This is a genomic window from Flavobacterium sp. WC2421 (genome assembly GCF_040822115.1).
In the GTDB taxonomy this organism is placed as follows: Bacteria; Bacteroidota; Bacteroidia; order Flavobacteriales; family Flavobacteriaceae; genus Flavobacterium.
In genome coordinates this window covers 1,176,341-1,197,342 of sequence record NZ_CP162004.1, presented here as the reverse complement: position 1 = coordinate 1,197,342, position 21,002 = coordinate 1,176,341, and the positions used below count along the sequence as shown (strand labels likewise).

At 33.5% G+C, this 21,002-nt stretch carries 20 protein-coding genes; 14 read left to right on the top strand and 6 right to left on the bottom strand.

Translation table 11 applies throughout. The annotated features are described in order from the left end of the window. Position 1: 1 nt before the first annotated feature. A complete protein-coding gene (locus AB3G33_RS05050; RefSeq protein WP_367773086.1) occupies positions 2 to 769 on the bottom strand; it encodes a TatD family hydrolase in 768 nt (255 codons plus the stop codon). A 94-nt stretch (positions 770 to 863) separates the two neighbouring features. Here AB3G33_RS05050 and AB3G33_RS05045 point away from each other — a divergent pair, with 94 nt between their 5' ends. Beyond that, entirely contained in the window at positions 864 to 1,301 is a 438-nt protein-coding gene (locus AB3G33_RS05045; RefSeq protein ID WP_367756642.1) for a retropepsin-like aspartic protease, read from the top strand. Positions 1,302 to 1,361: 60 nt separating this feature from the next. Here the strand turns inward: AB3G33_RS05045 and odhB are convergent, their stop codons facing one another. Next, positions 1,362 to 2,579, bottom strand: coding sequence for a 2-oxoglutarate dehydrogenase complex dihydrolipoyllysine-residue succinyltransferase (gene odhB / locus AB3G33_RS05040; protein WP_367773084.1), 1,218 nt, complete (start codon positions 2,577 to 2,579; stop codon positions 1,362 to 1,364). Positions 2,580 to 2,761: 182 nt separating this feature from the next. After that, the gene (locus AB3G33_RS05035) at positions 2,762 to 5,536 is read right to left on the bottom strand and encodes a 2-oxoglutarate dehydrogenase E1 component (RefSeq protein WP_367773082.1); all 2,775 of its coding nucleotides are present in this window, start codon (positions 5,534 to 5,536) and stop codon (positions 2,762 to 2,764) included. Positions 5,537 to 5,654: 118 nt separating this feature from the next. On the opposite strand from AB3G33_RS05035, the gene AB3G33_RS05030 reads away from it, so the two are divergent. After that, positions 5,655 to 6,197 (top strand): hypothetical protein, encoded by a 543-nt coding sequence (locus AB3G33_RS05030; protein ID WP_367773080.1) that lies wholly within the window; start codon positions 5,655 to 5,657, stop codon positions 6,195 to 6,197. A gap of 6 nt (positions 6,198 to 6,203) precedes the next feature. On the opposite strand, the gene AB3G33_RS05025 is transcribed toward AB3G33_RS05030, so the two are convergent. Beyond that, positions 6,204 to 6,557: a hypothetical protein gene (locus tag AB3G33_RS05025; protein WP_367756634.1), complete on the bottom strand. Its 354-nt coding sequence runs from the start codon at positions 6,555 to 6,557 to the stop codon at positions 6,204 to 6,206. Between the two features lie 56 nt (positions 6,558 to 6,613). After that, on the bottom strand, positions 6,614 to 7,588 hold the full coding sequence (locus AB3G33_RS05020) for a polyprenyl synthetase family protein (RefSeq protein WP_367773078.1): 975 nt from the start codon (positions 7,586 to 7,588) through the stop codon (positions 6,614 to 6,616). 158 nt (positions 7,589 to 7,746) lie between these two features. On the opposite strand from AB3G33_RS05020, the gene AB3G33_RS05015 reads away from it, so the two are divergent. Genes AB3G33_RS05015 through AB3G33_RS04995 form a run of 5 tightly spaced genes read left to right on the top strand, consistent with a single transcriptional unit; the run spans position 7,747 to position 14,540 of the window. Next, entirely contained in the window at positions 7,747 to 8,289 is a 543-nt protein-coding gene (locus AB3G33_RS05015; RefSeq protein ID WP_367756630.1) for a YceI family protein, read from the top strand. Between the two features lie 13 nt (positions 8,290 to 8,302). Further along, entirely contained in the window at positions 8,303 to 8,899 is a 597-nt protein-coding gene (locus AB3G33_RS05010; protein WP_367773077.1) for a TetR/AcrR family transcriptional regulator, read from the top strand. Then, entirely contained in the window at positions 8,899 to 10,242 is a 1,344-nt protein-coding gene (locus tag AB3G33_RS05005; protein WP_367756626.1) for a TolC family protein, read from the top strand. Before AB3G33_RS05010 ends, AB3G33_RS05005 begins: the two co-directional genes overlap by 1 nt. Before the next feature lie 5 nt (positions 10,243 to 10,247). After that, positions 10,248 to 11,309 (top strand): efflux RND transporter periplasmic adaptor subunit, encoded by a 1,062-nt coding sequence (locus tag AB3G33_RS05000; RefSeq protein ID WP_367756624.1) that lies wholly within the window; start codon positions 10,248 to 10,250, stop codon positions 11,307 to 11,309. A 57-nt stretch (positions 11,310 to 11,366) separates the two neighbouring features. Next, positions 11,367 to 14,540, top strand: coding sequence for an efflux RND transporter permease subunit (locus AB3G33_RS04995; RefSeq protein WP_367773075.1), 3,174 nt, complete (start codon positions 11,367 to 11,369; stop codon positions 14,538 to 14,540). Positions 14,541 to 14,823: 283 nt separating this feature from the next. On the opposite strand, the gene AB3G33_RS04990 is transcribed toward AB3G33_RS04995, so the two are convergent. Further along, the gene (locus AB3G33_RS04990; protein ID WP_367756620.1) at positions 14,824 to 15,171 is read right to left on the bottom strand and encodes a toxin-antitoxin system YwqK family antitoxin; all 348 of its coding nucleotides are present in this window, start codon (positions 15,169 to 15,171) and stop codon (positions 14,824 to 14,826) included. 229 nt (positions 15,172 to 15,400) lie between these two features. Here AB3G33_RS04990 and aspS point away from each other — a divergent pair, with 229 nt between their 5' ends. The 7 genes from aspS to nuoE all read left to right on the top strand — a co-directional run bounded on the left by aspS (position 15,401) and on the right by nuoE (position 21,002). Next, positions 15,401 to 17,146 (top strand): aspartate--tRNA ligase, encoded by a 1,746-nt coding sequence (gene aspS / locus AB3G33_RS04985; RefSeq protein ID WP_367773073.1) that lies wholly within the window; start codon positions 15,401 to 15,403, stop codon positions 17,144 to 17,146. 131 nt (positions 17,147 to 17,277) lie between these two features. Continuing rightward, on the top strand, positions 17,278 to 17,472 hold the full coding sequence (locus tag AB3G33_RS04980) for a cold-shock protein (RefSeq protein ID WP_007137066.1): 195 nt from the start codon (positions 17,278 to 17,280) through the stop codon (positions 17,470 to 17,472). Positions 17,473 to 17,692: 220 nt separating this feature from the next. Continuing rightward, entirely contained in the window at positions 17,693 to 18,058 is a 366-nt protein-coding gene (locus tag AB3G33_RS04975) for an NADH-quinone oxidoreductase subunit A (RefSeq protein ID WP_367773071.1), read from the top strand. A gap of 64 nt (positions 18,059 to 18,122) precedes the next feature. Next, positions 18,123 to 18,671 carry an NADH-quinone oxidoreductase subunit B gene (locus AB3G33_RS04970; RefSeq protein WP_367756611.1) on the top strand — a complete coding sequence of 183 codons (549 nt, stop codon included), beginning with the start codon at positions 18,123 to 18,125 and terminating at the stop codon, positions 18,669 to 18,671. Positions 18,672 to 18,675: 4 nt separating this feature from the next. Next, the gene (locus AB3G33_RS04965; protein ID WP_367773069.1) at positions 18,676 to 19,197 is read left to right on the top strand and encodes an NADH-quinone oxidoreductase subunit C; all 522 of its coding nucleotides are present in this window, start codon (positions 18,676 to 18,678) and stop codon (positions 19,195 to 19,197) included. Between the two features lie 32 nt (positions 19,198 to 19,229). Further along, the gene (locus AB3G33_RS04960) at positions 19,230 to 20,468 is read left to right on the top strand and encodes an NADH-quinone oxidoreductase subunit D (protein ID WP_367756607.1); all 1,239 of its coding nucleotides are present in this window, start codon (positions 19,230 to 19,232) and stop codon (positions 20,466 to 20,468) included. Positions 20,469 to 20,471: 3 nt separating this feature from the next. Next, positions 20,472 to 21,002: an NADH-quinone oxidoreductase subunit NuoE gene (gene nuoE, locus AB3G33_RS04955; protein WP_367756605.1), complete on the top strand. Its 531-nt coding sequence runs from the start codon at positions 20,472 to 20,474 to the stop codon at positions 21,000 to 21,002.

Here is a 21,002-nt window from a genome sequence, read left to right as displayed (position 1 = left end):
TTTAAATACCGAAAATTGCTTTAGAATTTTCAGTTGTTATTGCAGCAATAACTTCTATCGGAGATTCATATATCTGAGATAATTTATCAGCTACATTTAACAAATAACTACTTTCATTTCGTTTTCCTCTATAAGGAATAGGGGCTAAATAAGGAGAATCTGTTTCTAACACAATATTTTTTAAATCAATTTGTTTCAAAAACTGATCTATTTTCCCATTTTTAAAAGTCGCAACCCCACCTATTCCTAGTTTCATATTATACGAAATAGCTTGTAAAGCTTGTTCTTGCGTTCCCGTAAAACAATGAAAAATTCCAAACAAATCATCTCCTTTTTCTTGTTCTAAAACTTCAAAAACTTCATCAAAAGCATCTCGGCAGTGAATCACAATGGGTAACCTGTATTTTTTAGCCAATTGAATTTGTTTACTAAAAGCGTCTTGCTGCTCCTTTAAATGGGTTTTATCCCAAAACAAATCAATTCCAATTTCTCCTATAGCATAAAACTTCCTTTTGGCTAATTCTTCTTCTACGTGTTGTAATTCTTCCAGATAATTCTCTTTCACATAGGTAGGATGCAATCCCATCATCAAGAAAACATGATCGGGATGTTTCTTTTCTAACTCATACATTGCATTTGTACAACTAGAATCTATGGCAGGAATAAAAAAACGACTAACACCAGCTTCAATAGCTCTTTGTATCATCTCGTCTCGATCTTGATCAAATTCTTCTGAATATAAATGGGTATGCGTATCCGTTAGTATCATTTTATTAATTTAAAAATGCAAAGTTACTATTTTGAATTGTTGTTTTTTTAGATTCTTGGTAATTTAGATTACTTTTGAATATCAGTTTCAAACTATGAAAAACCTCCACGAAGTCTTAAAAAAGGAAAAATATAAAAAAATTAAATTTAAAATTACTAAAACACAACATCTTTTATTAAAGGCAAGAATTAATGGTGTTAAAGGAAATTTTATTTTGGATACGGGAGCTTCCAATAGTTGCATTGGATTTGAAAGTGTAACCTTATTTCAAGTCGAAGCTGAGGACTCAAAAACATTGGCTTCAGGAGCAGGAGCTACAGGAATGCAAACACAGATGGCTTCGAATAATACGCTACAATTGGGCTTCTGGAAAGATGTTGAATTCAATTTGGTGATTTTTGATTTGTCTCATGTCAATGAAGCATTAATTCAGCATAAATCAAAACCAGTACATGGTATCATTGGCGCCGATGTATTGATGAAAGGAAAAGCAATTGTAGATTATTACAACCATTGTTTGTATTTACTATAATTAAAAAAAAAACTGCCTCAATTATTGAGGCAGTTTTTTTTAAAATTTCAAACTAGTAAATTATAGTTCAAAAGCTCTTTTAGGATTGTTGTCTAACAATAATTCCATTGGGTTTTCTAAAGCTTCTTTTACAGCTACTAAGAAACCAACAGACTCACGACCATCAATAATTCTGTGGTCATATGAAAGTGCTACATACATCATTGGGTGAATTTCTACTTTCCCATTTACTGCAATAGGACGCTCGATAATGTTGTGCATTCCAAGAATTCCAGATTGAGGAGGATTGATAATAGGTGTAGACAACATAGACCCAAATACACCACCATTAGTAATAGTAAATGTTCCACCAGTCATATCATCAACAGTAATTTGTCCATCGCGTGCTCTAATTGCTAATCTTTTGATATCCGCTTCAACACCACGGAACGTTAAATTCTCAGCATTACGAACAACAGGAACCATTAATCCTTTTGGTCCAGATACTGCGATAGAAATATCACAGAAATCATAAGCAATTTTATAATCACCATCCATCATAGAATTCACATCTGGATATAATTTTAATGCTCTTGTTACTGCTTTTGTGAAGAAAGACATATACCCAAGACCTACACCAGCGTGTTTTGCCTTGAACTCATCTTTATATTGATTACGGATCAAGTTGATTGGCGTCATGTTTACTTCGTTGAAAGTAGTTAACATAGCCGTTTCATTTTTGGCAGCAACTAAACGCTCCGCTACTTTACGACGCAACATTGATAATTTAGTGCGCTCACTTCCACGGCTTCCTCCTGTGGGAGTTCCCATTGATGGTACTGCATTTACAGCATCATCTTTAGTTATTCTTCCGTCTTTACCAGTTCCTGTTACAGTTGTTGGAGCTATATTTTTTTCGTCTAATATTTTTCTTGCTGCTGGAGAAGGCGTTCCTGAAGCATATGTCGCTGCTGGAGCTGCTGCTACTGGAGCTGGAGCTGCTTTTGGCGCTTCGGCAACTGGAGCTGCTGCTGGTGCAGGAGCTGAACCAGATGGTTTTGCTGCCGCAGTATCAATTAAACAAACTACTGCCCCTACTGCTACTGCATCACCTTCTTCTGCTTTTAATGTGATAATTCCACTAGCTTCCGCAGGTAATTCAAGAGTTGCTTTGTCCGAATCAACCTCAGCGATTGCTTGGTCTTTCTCTACATAATCTCCGTCTTTTACTAACCAAGTTGCAATTTCAACTTCTTTTATAGATTCCCCTGGTGATGGGACTTTCATTTCTAAAATCATCTTGTATAATTTTTAAATTATGAATTTTATTGTTTGAGTTGTTATTGAAACAACTACTGTTTATTGTTTGTTTTATTTTTTAGCCCTGATGGTAGCGGCATCCTTTCTTGTCCTAAATTTAGTTCAGGATCCAGAAACAAGTTCTGGACAAGAAAGATACAGCGTACAGCAGGAAATAGCTTCTAATTGAATAAATTTTTATCAAAAACCATTTTTATAGCATCGGCCTGACGACGTTTTGCTCTTGTGTAACTTCCTGATGCTGATGCTGAATATGCTTTTAACGAAGCTAATCTCCATTTTACCAAGTTGAAGTTCATCAACATAAAGCTGTAAGCTCCCATGTTTTTTGGTTCTTCTTGTGCCCAAACATAATCATCGGCATTAGGATATAGTGCAATAATCGCTTTTAATTGTTCTACTGGAAGCGGAAATAATTGTTCGATTCTTACCACTGCCACATCTTTACGACCATTATTTTCTCTTTCGGCAGTAATGTCATAATAGAATTTACCCGTACAGAAAACCAATGTTTTCACATCTGCTTTATTTACTGTTTCATCATCTATTGTTTCTTGGAAACTTCCGTTTTCTAACTCTTCGATGGTAGATACACATCTTGGGTCACGCAATAAACTCTTAGGTGTAAACACAATTAATGGTTTACGGAATTTTGTTTTCATTTGTCTTCTTAGCAAGTGAAAGAAATTCGCTGGAGTGGTACAGTCGGCCACAAACATATTTTGTCTTGCACAAAGCTGTAAGTAACGCTCCATTCTTCCTGATGAATGCTCAGCTCCTTGCCCTTCATATCCATGTGGCAATAACAACACGATACCGTTTTGATTATTCCATTTATCTTCTCCACAAGAGATGTATTGGTCAATCATGATTTGAGCTCCATTGCTGAAATCTCCAAATTGAGCTTCCCAAATAGTCAACGTATTAGGATTTGCTAAAGCATAACCATAATCAAATCCCAGCACTCCGTATTCAGATAAAAGAGAATTAAAGATATTAAAATTTCCTTTTTTACCTTCTAAGCTATTGATTAATGTTACCTCTTCTTCAGAATCTTCCACTTTTACTACGGCATGACGGTGAGAAAAAGTTCCTCTTTCTACGTCTTGCCCAGAAATACGTACATCATATCCTTCTTGCAATAACGAGCCATAAGCTAAATGTTCCGCCATTCCCCAATCTAATTTATTCGTTTCGAAAAACATCGTTTTTCTGTCGTTGATTAGTTTTTGGATTTTGCTGATGAATTTTTTATCAGAAGGTAAATTACAAACTGCATTTGCTACTTGAGTCAAACCTTCTTTTGAATAAGAAGTTTCAACATTTTGCAACATTTGTTTATCGGTAACTTGCTCAAAACCTAACCATTCATTTCTCATAAATGGAGTTATAATGGTCAAATCTTTTTTACGAGATGCTTCCAAATTCTCTTCCATTCTAGATTTGTACTCAACTTCTAGTCCTTTTACAAAATTAGAATCAATAACACCATCTGCTAATAATTTCTCTGCGTAAAGATCCCTTGGGTTTTTATGCTTCGCTATAATTTTATACAATACGGGTTGTGTAAAACGAGGTTCATCACCTTCATTATGACCGTATTTTCTATATCCTAATAAATCAATAAATACATCACGACCAAATTGCATTCTGAAATCCAAAGCAAAATCAATAGCATGAACTACCGCTTCAGGATCATCTGCATTTACGTGTAATACTGGTGACAATGTTACTTTGGCCACATCCGTACAATAAGTTGACGAACGAGCATCTAAATAATTTGTAGTAAACCCAACTTGATTGTTAATTACAATATGTATGGTTCCACCTGTTTTGTATCCATCTAACTGTGCCATTTGCACAATTTCGTAAAGTATCCCTTGTCCTGCAATCGCAGCATCACCGTGAACGGCGATTGGTAATACTTTAGAAAAATCATTTGGAAAATATTTATCTTGTTTTGCTCTTGTAATTCCTTCAATTACCGCACCTACTGTTTCAAGGTGAGAAGGATTTGGAGCCAAATTAATATTGATTTTTTTACCTGTGCTCGTGATCTTATCAGCAGTGAGTCCTAAGTGGTACTTAACATCCCCATCAAAATATTCTTGATCGTAATCTTTCCCGTCAAATTCTCCGAAGATATCTTGAGTAGACTTCCCAAATATATTTGCTAAAACATTCAAACGGCCACGGTGTGCCATTCCCATTACAAACTGCTCCACTCCTTTTTCGGCTGCTCTTTCGATTAAAGCGTCAAGTGCAGGAATAATAGACTCACCCCCTTCTAGTGAAAATCGTTTTTGTCCTACATATTTAGTATGTAAGAAATTTTCAAAAGAAACGGCCTGATTCAATTTATTTAAAATTGATTTCTTTTCGTCTGCAGAGAAATTAGGCTGATTGTCGTTTACAGTTAGTTTATCTTGAATCCATTGAATAATCTCTGGTTTTCTAATATACATATACTCCACACCAATGTGTTGACAGTAAATGTTATCTAAATGTTTTATTATATCTGTTAATGTACAAGGAGCTATACCTATTACTTTTGCCGCATCAAAAACAGTATTTAAATCTGCAGTTGAAAGACCAAAATTAGTAATCTCAAGTGTTGGCTCAAATGTTCTTCTGTCTCTTACTGGATTAGTTTTGGTGAACAAATGTCCACGAGAACGATATCCTTCAACTAATTTCAAAACATTAAACTCTTTTTGAAGTTTTTCAGAAATTTGAGAATAGTCAACGTTGCCTGAAGTTTCACTGATTATATGCTGAACTGGATTTTCACCGTTATAAGTTTCCATTCCAAAGTCAAAACCTTGAAAAAAACTTCTCCAACTTGGCTCAACGCTATCTGGATTCTCTAAGTACTGATCGTATAATTGTGCAAAAAATTCTGTATGTGCTGCGTTTAAAAATGAAAACCTATCCATAATATTTATTGAATATACTTTTTGTTAAAATAGTTTGGCAAAAGTACAATAATCAACTAAATTTACATTTACTTTTAAATACATTTTATCTATTAAAATGTTAAAAAACTAGATACTTATGAAAAAAAGTGCCTTTATGAGGGTTTCAAAATCAATTTCACTTACCATTATCTTATTTGTTTGCAATAATTTAATTGCTCAACAACAACCTTCTACTAGTAAATCAAGAAGTGATTTTTGGAATCATGTACAATTTGGTGGTGGCCTTGGTTTAGGTTTTGGATCTGGTTATACTGATATTTCTATAGCACCTAGTGCGATTTACAATTTTAATGAATATGTAGCTTTGGGATTGGGCGCACAATATACATATGTAAAACAGCGAGATTATTACGCCTCCCATTTGTACGGTGGCAGTATTATAGCCTTATTCAATCCTATCAATCAAATTCAACTCTCAGTAGAATTAGAAGAATTACGTGTCAATGTAAATTTAGACGGTTCTAATAGTAATTCTCAAGATTACTGGAATACTGGTTTATTTTTAGGAGCGGGTTATCGAGCTGGAAACGTAACTATTGGAGCACGTTACAATGTATTACAAGACAACAAAAGCGTCTATAGTGATGCTTTCATGCCTTTTGTGAGGGTGTATTTCTAAAAGAGATTAACTAAACTTATTCCTAAACCACACTTTTTGCCATTCTCTTTTTAAAACTAAAAAAGAAACCTGTTCCGCAAGCGCAACTAGATCTGAACCATCTAATCTTTTTATCTCTTCTTCAGACACATCAATAATATAAAGAAGATTCAGATATTCGGCAAATTTATACTGAATCAATCTATAGATTTTTTCATGCATTTGAATTTTCAATTCATTAGGTGAGATACTCATTGGGAAATCAATTCCTTCATTTGCCAAATTAAAATCCTTATTAATTTGTTCAATTAACTTAAGATACAATGATTCCCCTTCGGCCTCAGATAACAATAAATCGGTATTTTGTGGAGCTATAAACATCTAAAGTGATTTGTATTTGCGATTCATTGAATTCTTTCAACAGTACTAGTTACGCACTAGACCTTCCTATCCATTAAGTTTTCACCAAAGCTCTTTAAGATTGCTTTTTTATCGGCAGTGATATTCATTTTTTCTAATGTATCAAAAGCCTTAAAAGTATATTCTTGAATAGCATCTTGAGTTGCTTTTGATGCACCAGATTTATTAAAAATATCTTTTGCATGATTGACTTTTTCTACATACTCATCTGGTTGAGTTGAAAACAAAGCCATCAATTTATCGCGATCCTCTTTAGAAGAAAAAGAAATTGCTTTCAAGTACAAATACGTTTTTTTATTTTCGATAATATCTCCACCCACTTGTTTTCCAAAAGTCTCCGGATCTCCAAAAGCATCTAGATAATCATCTTGCAACTGAAAAGCCAGTCCCAAATTTAATCCAAATTCATATATCAAGTTTGCATTTTCATCTGAGGTTTGAGCAACTATAGCGCCCATTTTCATTGCAGCAGCAACAAGAACAGCCGTTTTATACTCAATCATTTTGAGGTATTCCGGAATAGTAACATCAGTACGTGTTTCAAAATCCACATCCCATTGTTGCCCTTCACAAACTTCAAGAGCCGTTTTACTAAACAACTTTGCTAAGTCTCTAAAAACGGTTGGTTCATATTGCTCAAAATATTGATAGGCCAAAATAAGCATTGCATCACCGGATAAAATACCAGTATTAATATCCCATTTTTCATGTACTGTTACTTTACCACGTCGTAAAGGAGCATCATCCATAATATCATCATGAACTAAGGAAAAATTATGAAAAACTTCAACAGCCATAGCTGCAGGAAGGGCTTTTTCATAATCGGCATTAAAAACTTCTGTTGCCATTAGCGTTAATACCGGTCGCATTCTTTTTCCTCCTAGGCCTAAAATATAGGTAATAGGATCGTAAAGATTCTTTGGCTCTTTAGTTATTGACTGTTTTTGTAGGAAATTTATAAAAAAATCTTGGTACTGAAAAATGGCATGCATAAAAAGTAATTTTTGGCTAATTTACTGCATTCACAATTGAATGCAAACTCCTTTTGTTAATGAAACGTTAAAAAAATGAAAAAACAATGGAAACTATTTCGGTATTCAAAGTTTCCATATTACATTTGCCCTCGAAATCAACACTAGGATTTAAAGTTATGAATACTACTCTACCACTATCAGCAACAAAATGGACTATTGATTCAAATCAATCTGACGTTTTAATAAAAGCAAGACATTCAATAATTGCATATATAGCCGGATCTATTAATAAGTTCAAAGGACACATCGACATTCATGAAAATGCAATTGAAGATGCATCTATTGAATTTTGTTTAGATGTAAACAACAAGGATACAAAACTGGAGCAAATGGACACTCATTTACAACTAAATGATTTTCTAGATATCAATGAGTTCCCATACATCCATTTTAGATCTACATCTTTTCAAAAAATAAACAACAATATTAATTTTCTAAAAGGAGAATTAACAATCAATAATATAACAAAAATAGTTGAACTAGATGCTGAATTTATAGGTATAAAAACTTATAACGGTATCGAAAAAGCTGTTTTTGAAGTGGTTGGTCAAATACAACGAAAAGATTTTAAATTAAGCTCGAACTCTTACAATCACAATGGAGGTATAGCGATGGGGCAAGATATAAAGCTGATTGCCAATTTAGAGTTTTCAGTGTAAAAAGTAAATGAACATGAAAGAGAAAATAATAAAAAAAGCAAGTGAAATGTTTTTAAAACTAGGTTTTAAGAGCATCACAATGGATGATATTGCTGGAGAAATGTGTATTTCAAAAAAAACAATCTACAAGTATTTTTGTAATAAAGAGTTACTGATTGAAGAAAGCACAAATGCCATTCATAAAGAAGTACATCAGATTATCGATCAAATAATTTCGAATAATTACAACGCAATTGAAGAAAACTTTGAAATTAGAAAAATGTTTAAAGAAATGTTTAAGTCATCCGACACCTCGCCTGTCTATCAATTGAAAAAACATTATCCAGAAATATATGAAAAAGTAATAGATAGAGAAATAAATGAGTGCAATGCCGTTTTTAGAAAAAACATAGAGGACGGAATTAAACAAGGTTTATATCGAAAAAATATTGATACTGAAAACTATACAAAATTTTATTACAACCTCATTTTTAGTATCAAAGGAAGCATTAGCTCAGAAAAAGAAGGTCAAAAAATAGAGCTTGAAATATTAGAATACCACACCAGAGCCATGGCTACTCAAGAAGGACTTATTGAACTAGAAAAACACTTACTTAACCCAGAAATATAATGAGAAAAATAATCATATTAACATTCTTAACTTTTGCCATTACAGCAAAATCGCAAGAAATTAAATCGCTAACGCTAAAAGATGCAATAACTTATGCATTAGAAAACAAAGCAGATGCAAAAAAAGCGAAATTAAAAGTTGAAAATAGCGAATACCAAATTCAAGAAGTACGCGCTAGAGCTTTACCACAAATATCCGCTAATGGAGGGCTTACTTACAATCCAATTCTTCAAACTACATTTTTAGATGCAGGATCTTTTGGAGGTACACCTGGACAAACAATAAAAGCAAATTTTGGACAAAAATGGAGCTCAACAGCCGGACTTTCCTTGACACAAAATTTATTTGATCAGTCCGTATTTACTGGATTAAAAGCTGCCAAATCAACTCGAGAATTCTACCAAATTAATGAACAATTAACAGAAGAACAAGTTATTGAACGCGTAGCTAATAACTATTATCAAGTATATGTACAAAGACAAAATTTAAATGTACTTGACAGCACTTTTATAAATACAACTAAAGTAAAGAATATTATTAAAGGACAATTTGATAACGGACTCGCTAAGAAAATTGATTTAGACAGGATATTGGTGAAAATTTCAAACATAAATACACAACGTCAACAAGTTTTGAATGCCGTACAAATTCAAGAAAATGCCTTAAAATTTTATATGGGAATGCCAATTGAGACTAAAATTGAAATTCCCCAAGCTGCATTTGAAGTAAGTCCCCAATCATTTACTGAAACTCCAAACACAGAGACTCGAACTGAGTTTTTGTTAATGAAAAAGCAAGAGCAATTACTAGAATTTCAAAAAAAGTCAGTAATAGCAGGTCTCTACCCAACACTATCTCTTACAGCGGGATATAACTACATCGGACAAGGACCAAAAATGCCTTGGGGAGGAAAACCTACTGACGGTGTATATTGGTCTGATTTCTCTTCCGTGGGATTGAATTTAAAAGTACCAATTTTTTCAGGTTTTGAAACCCGATCAAAAATAAGAAAAGCAGATGTGGAACTTCGATCTTTACAAGAAGATTTAAAGGATACAAAATTGTCTCTTGATCTGGATTATGCTAATGCCAAAACACAAATAGACAACAGTATGATAACTATTCAAAATCAAAAAGCAAATGCGCAATTGGCAAAAGAAGTTTTAAGTAATACTAAAAACAATTATGTTCAAGGTTTAGCTTCTTTAACAGATCTACTGGACGCAGAAAATGCATTTACTGAAGCACAAAATAACTATACAGCTGCAATATTAGATTATAAACTAGCAGAAATACAATTAATCAAATCAAAAGGAGAACTAAAAACACTTATAAATAACTAATAAAAATGAAAAAAAACATACTAATCGGAATAGTAATTATAGCTGCTTTAGGACTTATAGCATATACTTTAACAAGTAATAAAAAAGAGAACGAAGCAAAAACTGCTATTGTTGCAGAAAAAAACGCTAGTGTTACCGTAAAAATAAACCCTGTAAAAACAGAAGAAATTTCTTTGGATTTTTCTGTAAATGGTAGTTTTGAACCATTTCAAGAATTAAACTTCTCTGCCGAAAAACCAGGAAGAGTTGTTAGAGTACTTGTGGATGAAGGTTCAAGCGTTAGAATAGGTCAAACATTAGCTATTGTACGAAGCGAATCAATAAATGCTGATTTACAAACTGCTGAGGCAGCATACCAAAATGCAGTAACGGATTACAATCGTTTTGAAAATGCTTATAAAACTGGTGGTGTTACCAAACAACAATTGGATCAAGCAAAACTAAGTTTAGTAACTTCTAAGTCAAGATTACAGCAAGCCAAAGTAAATATTGGAGACACAAACATCAAGTCAACTATAAATGGAATTGTAAACAAAAAATACATTGAACCAGGTTCAGTATTAGGAGCTGCAACTCAAATGTTTGAAATTGTAAATGTATCTAAATTAAAACTAAAAGTATCCGTAAACGAAAGCCAAGTTGCTAGTTTAAAGCTAGGAAATGCAGTAAACGTTACAGCTAGTGTTTACCCTGACGTTACCTTTTCTGGTAAAATAACTTTTATCGCACCAAAAGCAGATTCAAGTTTAAGTTTTCCAGTAGAAATAGAAATAGCAAATAATTCCAACAATGATTTAAAAGCTGGTATGTATGGAACTGCTGAATTTGCTTCAAAACAACAAAAACAATCTATGATGACCGTTCCTAGAAATGCTTTTGTAGGAAGTGTGAGTAGCAATCAAGTTTTTGTAGCTGAAAATGGAATCGCCAAACTAAAAACCGTTACTGCTGGAAGAATTTTAGGAGACAAAGTAGAAATCATAAATGGGTTGTCAGATGGTGAAAATGTTATTGTAACTGGACAAATCAATCTACAAGACGGCAATAAAGTGGAGATCATAAAATAATTTAAAAAATGAATTTTAAATTTTAAAATCCATTTCACGACTTACAACTAAAAAAATATGAAATTAGCAGAAATATCCATAAAACGTCCCTCGTTAGTAATCGTATTATTTACGATTCTAATCCTAGGTGGACTCTTTAGCTATAGCCAATTGGGCTACGAATTGATTCCTAAATTCGAACAAAACGTAATTACTGTTTCAACAATATATCCTGGAGCTTCTCCAAGTGAGGTAGAAAACACAGTAACTAAAAAAATTGAAGATGCAATTGCTTCTTTAGAAAATATCAAAAAAATTGATTCTAAATCATACGAAAGTTTGTCAATTGTATCGATCTCTTTGAATTCAAATGCCGATGTCGATATTTCGATGAACGACGCACAGCGTAAAATAAATGCCATAATAAGTGATTTACCAGATGATGCTAAAGCACCATCGCTTTCTAAATTCTCATTAAGTGATTTACCAATTATGACTATTGGTGCTAATGGAAAAATGGATGAAGCCGCTTTTTATGATTTGATTGATAAAAAAATAGCTCCTGTATTATCTCGTGTTACTGGTGTAGCACAAGTAAATATTGTGGGTGGTCAAGAACGTGAAATTCAAGTGAATTTGGATGCCGTTAAAATGCAAGGTTATGGTCTTTCCATTCCCCAAGTACAGCAAACTATTTTAACTTCCAACCTGGATTTCCCAACAGGAAACATACAAACACGGGAACAAAAAATATTAATTCGTCTTGCTGGAAAATATAAAAGTGTTGAAGAATTAAGAAATCTTGTGGTTTCTTCAAATGGTGGAATTCAAATTAGATTAAAAGACATCGCTGATGTTCAAGATGCACAGAAAATTGCTGAAAAAATATCTCGTGTAGACCAAAAAAGTGCAATTATTTTACAAGTAATAAAACAATCTGATGCCAATGCAGTTGCAGTAAGTGAAGAATTGGTTAAGAGTATCAACCAATTAGAAAAAGATTATAAAACGAATGATGTAAAACTAGAAATAGCTAAAGACAGTACAATATATACTTTAGAAGCAGCAGATTCTGTACTTCATGATTTATTAATTGCGGTTATCTTGGTAGCCTTTGTAATGTTGTTTTTCCTGCACAGTATTCGTAACTCATTAATTGTAATGGTTTCAATACCTGCTTCATTAATTGCAACCTTTATAGGAATTTACCTTTTAGGATATACGTTAAACTTAATGAGTTTATTAGGACTATCACTCGTTGTTGGTATATTAGTTGATGATGCAATTGTGGTGTTAGAAAACATTTACCGTCACATGGAAATGGGTAAAAATAGAATTCGAGCTTCCTATGACGGTACAGCTGAAATTGGTGGAACAGTAACTTCGATTACTTTAGTAATTGTGGTGGTGTTTTTACCAATTGCAATGAGTTCTGGTCTGGTTTCTAATATCATTACACAATTTTGTGTGACCGTGATTATCTCAACATTACTTTCCCTTTTGGCTTCCTTTACCATTATCCCTTGGTTGTCTTCTCGTTTTGGAAAATTAGAGCATATTGAAGGTAAAAACTTGTTTGGAAGAATTATTCTTGGTTTCGAAAGCTATTTAACACGTTTTATCAACTGGATTTCAGGTTTACTAACTTGGTGTTTGGATCATTACAAAACTACATTAGCAATTGTTCTATTAATATTTTTTAGTTCTATTGCACTAATTCCTGCAGGATTTATTGGTGGTGAGTTTTTTGCAGCATCAGATAGTGGTGAGTTTTTAGTTCAAATTGAAATGCCTAAAGATGCGTCATTAGAACAAACTAATTTCATGACCCAAAAAGCAGAAGCATTTTTGAAAAAAGAACAATATGTTTATAGCCAAATTACAACAGTTGGACAAACAAGTGAGGGAATGGGTGCTTCACAGGCCACTGCTTATAAATCGGAGATTGATGTAAAAATGATTGACCAAAAAGAGCGTACAGATGGAGCATCAGTTTATGCCGCGAAAATCAAACGCAAATTGGAAAAAGTATTAGTTGGAGCAAAAGTAAAAACCGTTCCAGTTGGTATTTTAGGAACAGCTGAAAATGCAACACTTGGATTAATTGTTACGGGACCTTCAGTAGAAAGTGCCATGAAGTTTGCTAAATTAGCAGAAGCTGAATTGCGCACTATTCCTGGTACAACTGAGATCAAATTGACTGTTGAGGATGGAAATCCTGAAATCAATGTTCAAGTAGATCGCGATAAAATGAGCGCATTAGGACTAACTCTTCAAACCGTTGGTATGACAATGCAAACTGCATATAGCGGTAATACTGATGGTAAATTTAGAGCAGGAGAATATGAATACGATATCAATATTAAATACAATGCTTTTGATCGAAAAAGTATTACAGATGTTAGTAACCTAATTTTTATCAATAATGCGGGTCAACAAATTAAACTATCACAATTTGCAACTATTAGTGAAGGTTCTGGTCCTAGTCAATTAGAACGTAGAGATAAAACAGCATCTGTTACCGTTCAAGGACAAAATGTAGGAGTTCCTGCTGGTACTATTGTAGCTGAATGGCAAGTAAAACTAGATAAATTAGAAAAACCTGTAGGTGTAAATTACATTTGGGGTGGTGATCAAGAGAACCAAAGTGAAGGTTTTGGAACATTAGGTATTGCTTTATTAGCAGCTATTATACTGGTTTATCTTATTATGGTTGGTTTATATGATAGCTTTGCACATCCGTTTGTTGTATTGTTTGCAATTCCCTTATCGTTTATTGGAGCTCTACTAGCCCTAGCATTGACTAACAATACATTGAATATATTTACCATTCTTGGTATCATTATGTTAATAGGATTAGTTTGTAAAAATGCGATTATGCTTGTCGATTATACCAACCAGCGAAGAGCTGCTGGTGAAACAATAAGAACAGCATTAATTCAGGCCAATCATGCACGACTTCGTCCCATTTTGATGACGACCATTGCAATGGTTTTCGGAATGTTCCCAATTGCATTAGCTTCTGGTGCAGGTGCAGGATGGAAAAATGGTTTAGCTTGGGTAATCATTGGTGGACTGATCAGTTCTCTTTTTCTTACGCTAATCGTAGTTCCTGTGATTTATGAAATCATGGAAAAAATAATTGCTAAGTTCAGTAAAGGAGAAAAAATAGATTACGAAGCAGAAATGGTTGCTGACTATGAGCATAAAGAATTGAGTGAAGATGGATTTAATCCAAAACATACACTGTAATACCTTAATTTAATTTATAATTCTAAAAACCTGTTCATTAATTTGGACAGGTTTTTTTATACTAAAATCCTAGAAAGCAAAAAAGTCTGATACATTTAAAACACATACAAAACCGCAATTGAATGATAATTGTACATTCATCTGAGTTCTACAATTACTAACTACTAAGTCGAAATTATGTCTAATACTATTTTCTAAACTTCAAAATCGATTGCTCCATTGTTCGGGCATAAAAAAAGGCTTTCATAAACTGAAAGCCTTTTTATTGAATTATATTTTTTAATTAATCAACGTTAACTAAATTATCTTTTTTCCAGTTTTTAACAGAAGCAACTCTATTATCCGAATAATCAACTTCACTTAGAACGGAATCATTCCAGTAAAACCATTTACCAACTTTTTGTCCTTTATCGTATTCAGCAACTGCTAATTTATTCCCATTGGCATCAAAAGAAACCCATTGTCCTTGCAATTTTCCGTTTTTATAAAATCCTTCTTGTTGTACTTGTCCATTTTCATGGTGATAAGTAACTTTCACCATATTTCCAACAGCTTCTAATTTTGGTTCTTTATTTTGTGCGAATATCATACCTGAAATTAACACGGCTGCAATCATTATATATTTTTTCATCGTATAAGGTTTTAATTGTTATCTCCACAAATATAACGATGTATTTACAATTAAAAAACTATTTGATAACAATTTAGTAACATTGGACGAAAGCTTAACATTGGAAATTGAAAATATATTAACTTAGAATTACTAAAAAATCTAATTTCTCAATTCATTGTTCATAATTAGTCCTAAATTTGCAGCTGGGTCAAATGGCCTACTGTTGAAATAATATAAAATTGTAATAATGTATAGAAGTCATAATTGTGGCGAATTAAATGCCTCACATATAAATACTGAAGTAACTTTAGCTGGTTGGGTTCAAAAATCTCGTGACAAAGGATTTATGAATTGGGTTGATTTAAGAGATCGTTATGGTATTACACAATTAATTTTTGACGAAGGTCGTACTGAGAAAACGGTATTTGAACTAGCAAAAACTCTTGGACGTGAATTTGTAATTCAAGTTAAAGGAACGGTTATCGAACGTGAAGCCAAAAACAAAAACATTGCTACAGGAGAAATTGAAATTTTAGTTACTGAACTAAACATTTTGAACGCCGCCTTAACACCACCTTTCACTATTGAAGATGAAACAGATGGTGGTGAAGACATTCGAATGAAATACCGATACCTTGATATAAGAAGAAATCCTGTAAAAAACAGTTTGCTTTTTCGTCATAAAGTAGCCATGGAAGTTCGAAAATATCTTTCTGACTTGGATTTTTGTGAAGTAGAAACTCCATACCTAATTAAATCAACACCAGAGGGAGCTAGAGATTTTGTTGTACCTTCTCGAATGAATGAAGGACAATTCTATGCTTTACCTCAATCCCCACAAACCTTCAAACAATTATTGATGGTAGGTGGAATGGACAAATATTTCCAAATCGTGAAATGTTTCCGTGATGAAGATTTACGTGCGGACAGACAGCCAGAATTCACACAAATCGATTGCGAAATGGCATTTGTAGAACAAGAAGACATTTTAAATGTTTTTGAAGGACTTACCCGTCATTTACTAAAAGAAATAAAAGGAATTGAAGTAGATAAATTTCCTCGTATGACGTATGAACATGCCATGAAAACCTACGGGAATGACAAACCAGATATCCGTTTTGGAATGGAGTTTGGACAATTAAACGAAGTAGCTAAAAGCAAGGAATTCCCGGTTTTCAATGCTGCTGAATTAGTTGTCGGAATCGCCGTTCCAGGAGCTGGAAACTACACCAGAAAAGAAATTGACGCATTAATCGAATGGGTAAAGCGTCCACAAGTTGGTGCTTCAGGAATGGTTTATGTGAAATGTAACGAAGATGGGACTTATAAATCATCTGTAGATAAATTTTATGACCAAGCTGATTTATCCAATTGGGCAAAAACTACAGGAGCGCAAGCTGGAGATATGATCTTTGTACTATCTGGTCCTGCTGACAAAACAAGAGCGCAACTAAGTGCCTTGCGTATGGAACTAGCTACACGATTAGGTCTAAGAAATCCTGCAGAATTTGCACCATTATGGGTTGTTGATTTCCCATTATTGGAATTTGATGAAGAATCAGGACGTTATCATGCTATGCATCACCCCTTTACTTCACCAAAACCAGAAGACATGCACTTATTAGAAACCAATCCAGGAAAAGTTCGTGCCAATGCATATGACATGGTTTTGAATGGAAATGAAATTGGAGGAGGTTCTATACGTATCCATGATAAAGCAACACAACAATTAATGTTTAAATATTTAGGATTTACTGAGGATGAAGCCAAAGCACAATTTGGATTCCTAATGGACGCATTCCAGTTTGGAGCCCCGCCACACGGAGGATTAGCTTTTGGATTAGATCGATTAGTTGCTATCTTAGGAGGTCAAGAAACAATACGTGACTTCATTGCTTTCCCTAAAAACAATTCAGGTAGAGATGTGATGATTGATGCGCCGTCTCCTATTGACGAAACACAATTAAAAGAACTACACATCAAATTAAGCTAAGGTATTTAGTCGGTACTATTTGTTGGAAAACGTTGAATATCAATTATTTTAATAAAAAAAATGACATTGATAGTATTCGTATTATATTATATATTATATTTGCCTCATTATAAATTATTATTACTATTACAATGCGTACAGGTACAGTTAAATTTTTCAATGAGTCAAAAGGTTACGGATTCATTACAGACGAAGAAACAGGAAAAGACATTTTTGTTCACGCTTCAGGAATCAACGCGGAAGAATTACGCGAAGGTGACAGAGTTAGCTATGAAGAAGAAGAAGGAAGAAAAGGAAAAGTTGCTGCGAAAGTAGCAGTTATCTAAGCAAAAATTATTTTTTGCCTACGAATGTTTAAAAACGTTTCGATTTATTTCGAAGCGTTTTTTTTTGATTATACTCAAACCGAAATACACTACTATTTATAATCATTAAAAATTAATTAAAAAACACATTTTCAAATAAACTAATTTCATTCATTAACTTGTGTTTTAATTCCTTGAAACCTATCTTTGTCACTTATTTTAGTACCTAAAAATAATAATTATGCAATCTGATCAACTAAATTATATTCCCATTTTAATACAGTTTATACTTGCTGTAGGATTTGTAGTAGGAACCATTATCGTTTCTGGCAAATTAGGACCAAAAAGAAAGTCAGAAATCAAAGACAAAAACTTTGAATGTGGCGTTGAATCCGTTGGTAATGCACGTATTCCTTTCTCTGTTAAATACTTTCTAGTCGCGATATTATTTGTTCTATTTGATGTGGAAGTAATTTTCCTGTATCCATGGGCAATTAACTTCAAAGAACTAGGAATGGAAGGAATGGTGAAAATGGTAATTTTCATGCTTTTACTATTGGTTGGATTTTTCTATATCATCAAAAAGAAAGCGTTAGTTTGGGAATAAAGAATAATTTTAAATATTGAATTTCAATTCTATATTTCTAATATATAATTCAAAAAAATAAAAAATGAGCGATTCGAATATAAAAATGGTTGCCCCGCCAGAAGGTGTTGTAGGAGAAGGATTCTTCGCTACAAAACTGAATGATGTAGTAGGAATGGCTCGCGCCAATTCACTTTGGCCATTGCCTTTTGCAACTTCATGTTGTGGAATTGAATTTATGGCTACTATGGCATCACATTATGATTTAGCACGATTTGGATCTGAACGCGTTAGTTTTTCTCCTCGTCAAGCAGATATGTTAATGGTAATGGGAACTATTTCTAAAAAAATGGCTCCAATTTTACGTCAGGTATACGAGCAAATGGCAGAACCTCGCTGGGTAATTGCTGTTGGTGCTTGTGCTTCTTCAGGAGGAATTTTTGATACGTATTCTGTATTACAAGGTATAGACAAAGTAATCCCTGTAGATGTATATGTTCCTGGATGTCCGCCAAGACCAGAGCAAATAGTAGATGGAGTAATGAAATTACAAGAATTAGTTAGAACAGAATCTGTAAGAAGAAGAAGTTCTCCAGAATACCAAGAATTATTGGCTTCTTATAATATCAAATAACAAAATGGCTTTAGAAACAATAGAAATTCAGGATAAATTGACAGAGACATTTGGTGCTACGGTCTTCAATTTTAATCAAGAAAGAGATGTGTTTTCATTAGAAGTAGCTTCCGACAAAATAACGGCAGTGATCCTTTTTTTGAAAAATGACCCTATATTGCGTTTTCACTTTTTAACTGATTTATGTGGTATTCATTATCCAGATAACGAAGTAGACAGACAGTTTGCAATTGTATATCATATGCACAATTGGTACGAAAACAAACGCATAAAAATTAAGGCCTTTATTAATGGTGAAAAACCAGAAATAAAAACAATATCAAACATTTTCTTAAGCTCCAATTGGATGGAAAGAGAAACGTATGATTTTTATGGAGTTAACTTTATTGGTCACCCTCAATTGAAACGTATTTTAAATATGGATGAGATGATTTCTTTTCCAATGCGAAAAGAGTTCCCAATGGAAGACGGCGGAAGAACCGATAAAGACGACCGTTTTTTCGGTAGAACAATAGACAATTGCTAAAAACAGAATATATAATTTTTCACATTCTATAAATGTCAGAACTATTATTACCACCAGAGCATCGATATGCTAAAATAATAAAAGAGAAGCTAAACGAAGATGGAAGCGAGCTTTCAATTCTAAATTTAGGTCCTACTCACCCCGCTACGCACGGAATTTTTCAAAACATTTTGTTGATGGATGGGGAGCGAATTTTAGAAGCGGAACCTACTATTGGTTATATTCATAGAGCTTTTGAAAAAATAGCTGAAAACCGTCCTTTTTACCAAATTACACCACTTACAGACCGAATGAATTATTGCTCGTCTCCTATTAACAATATGGGATGGTGGATGACTTTGGAAAAACTACTGGATATTGAAGTACCGAAGCGTGCACAATATTTAAGAGTAATTGTAATGGAGTTAGCCAGAATTACAGATCATATTATTTGCAACTCTATTTTAGGAGTAGATACAGGAGCTTATACTGGTTTCCTTTATGTATTTCAATTTAGAGAAAAAGTATACGAAATCTACGAAGAAATTTGTGGAGCTCGATTGACAACTAATATGGGAAGAATTGGTGGTTTCGAAAGAGATTGGTCACCAGAAGCTTTTAGAAAATTAGATGTTTTTTTAGAAGAGTTTCCAGCAGCTTGGAAAGAATTTGAAAACCTATTCGAAAGAAACAGGATTTTTATTGATAGAACAGTTAATGTAGGTGCAATTTCTGCTGAACAAGCTATGGCTTATGGCTTCACAGGTCCTAACTTACGTGCTGCAGGTGTTGATTATGATGTACGTGTTGCACAACCATATAGCTCTTATGAAGATTTTGACTTTGTAATTCCTGTTGGAAAATCAGGAGATACTTACGATCGTTTTTGCGTTCGTAATGCCGAAGTTTGGGAAAGCTTAAGTATCATTCGTCAAGCATTAGCAAAAATGCCAGAAGGAAATGATTTTCATGCAGATGTTCCAGACTATTATCTTCCTCCAAAAGAAGATGTATACACTAATATGGAGTCATTAATCTATCATTTCAAAATTGTAATGGGAGAAGTTCCTATTCCAGTGGCAGAAATATATCATCCTGTTGAAGGTGGAAATGGGGAACTAGGTTTTTATTTAGTAACAGACGGAAGTCGTACTCCTTATAGATTGCATTTTAGAAGACCTTGTTTTATTTATTACCAAGCCTATCCAGATATGATAAAAGGTTCATTACTATCAGATGCGATTGTTATTTTATCAAGTTTAAATGTAATCGCAGGAGAATTAGACGCATAAATTATGAAATGTACCCCTTACAAACAAGAAATAAATATGACTGACGAGTTGATGAATCGCATCAATGAATTAATTAGTCATTATCCCGCAGACAAACGAAAATCAGCTTTATTACCCGTTCTACACGAAGTGCAAGATGCTCATGAAAATTGGCTTAGCACAGAACTAATGGACAAAGTCGCTGAAATTATTCAAATTCTACCAATTGAAGTCTATGAAGTAGTTTCGTTCTACTCCATGTACAATCAAAAACCTATTGGAAAATATATGTTTGAATTTTGTCAAACTTCTCCTTGTTGTTTAAAAGGAACTGAAGATTTGATGGACTATACTTGTGAAAAATTGGGCGTTAAAATAGGTGAAACCACTGCTGACGGTCTATTTGAAGTAAAAGGAGTTGAATGTCTAGGTGCTTGTGGATACGCACCAATGATGCAATTGGGTGATTTTTACAAAGAAAACCTTACCGAAGACAAAATTGATCAGTTAATCGCTGATTGTAGAGATAATAAAATAATATTACACGATAAATAA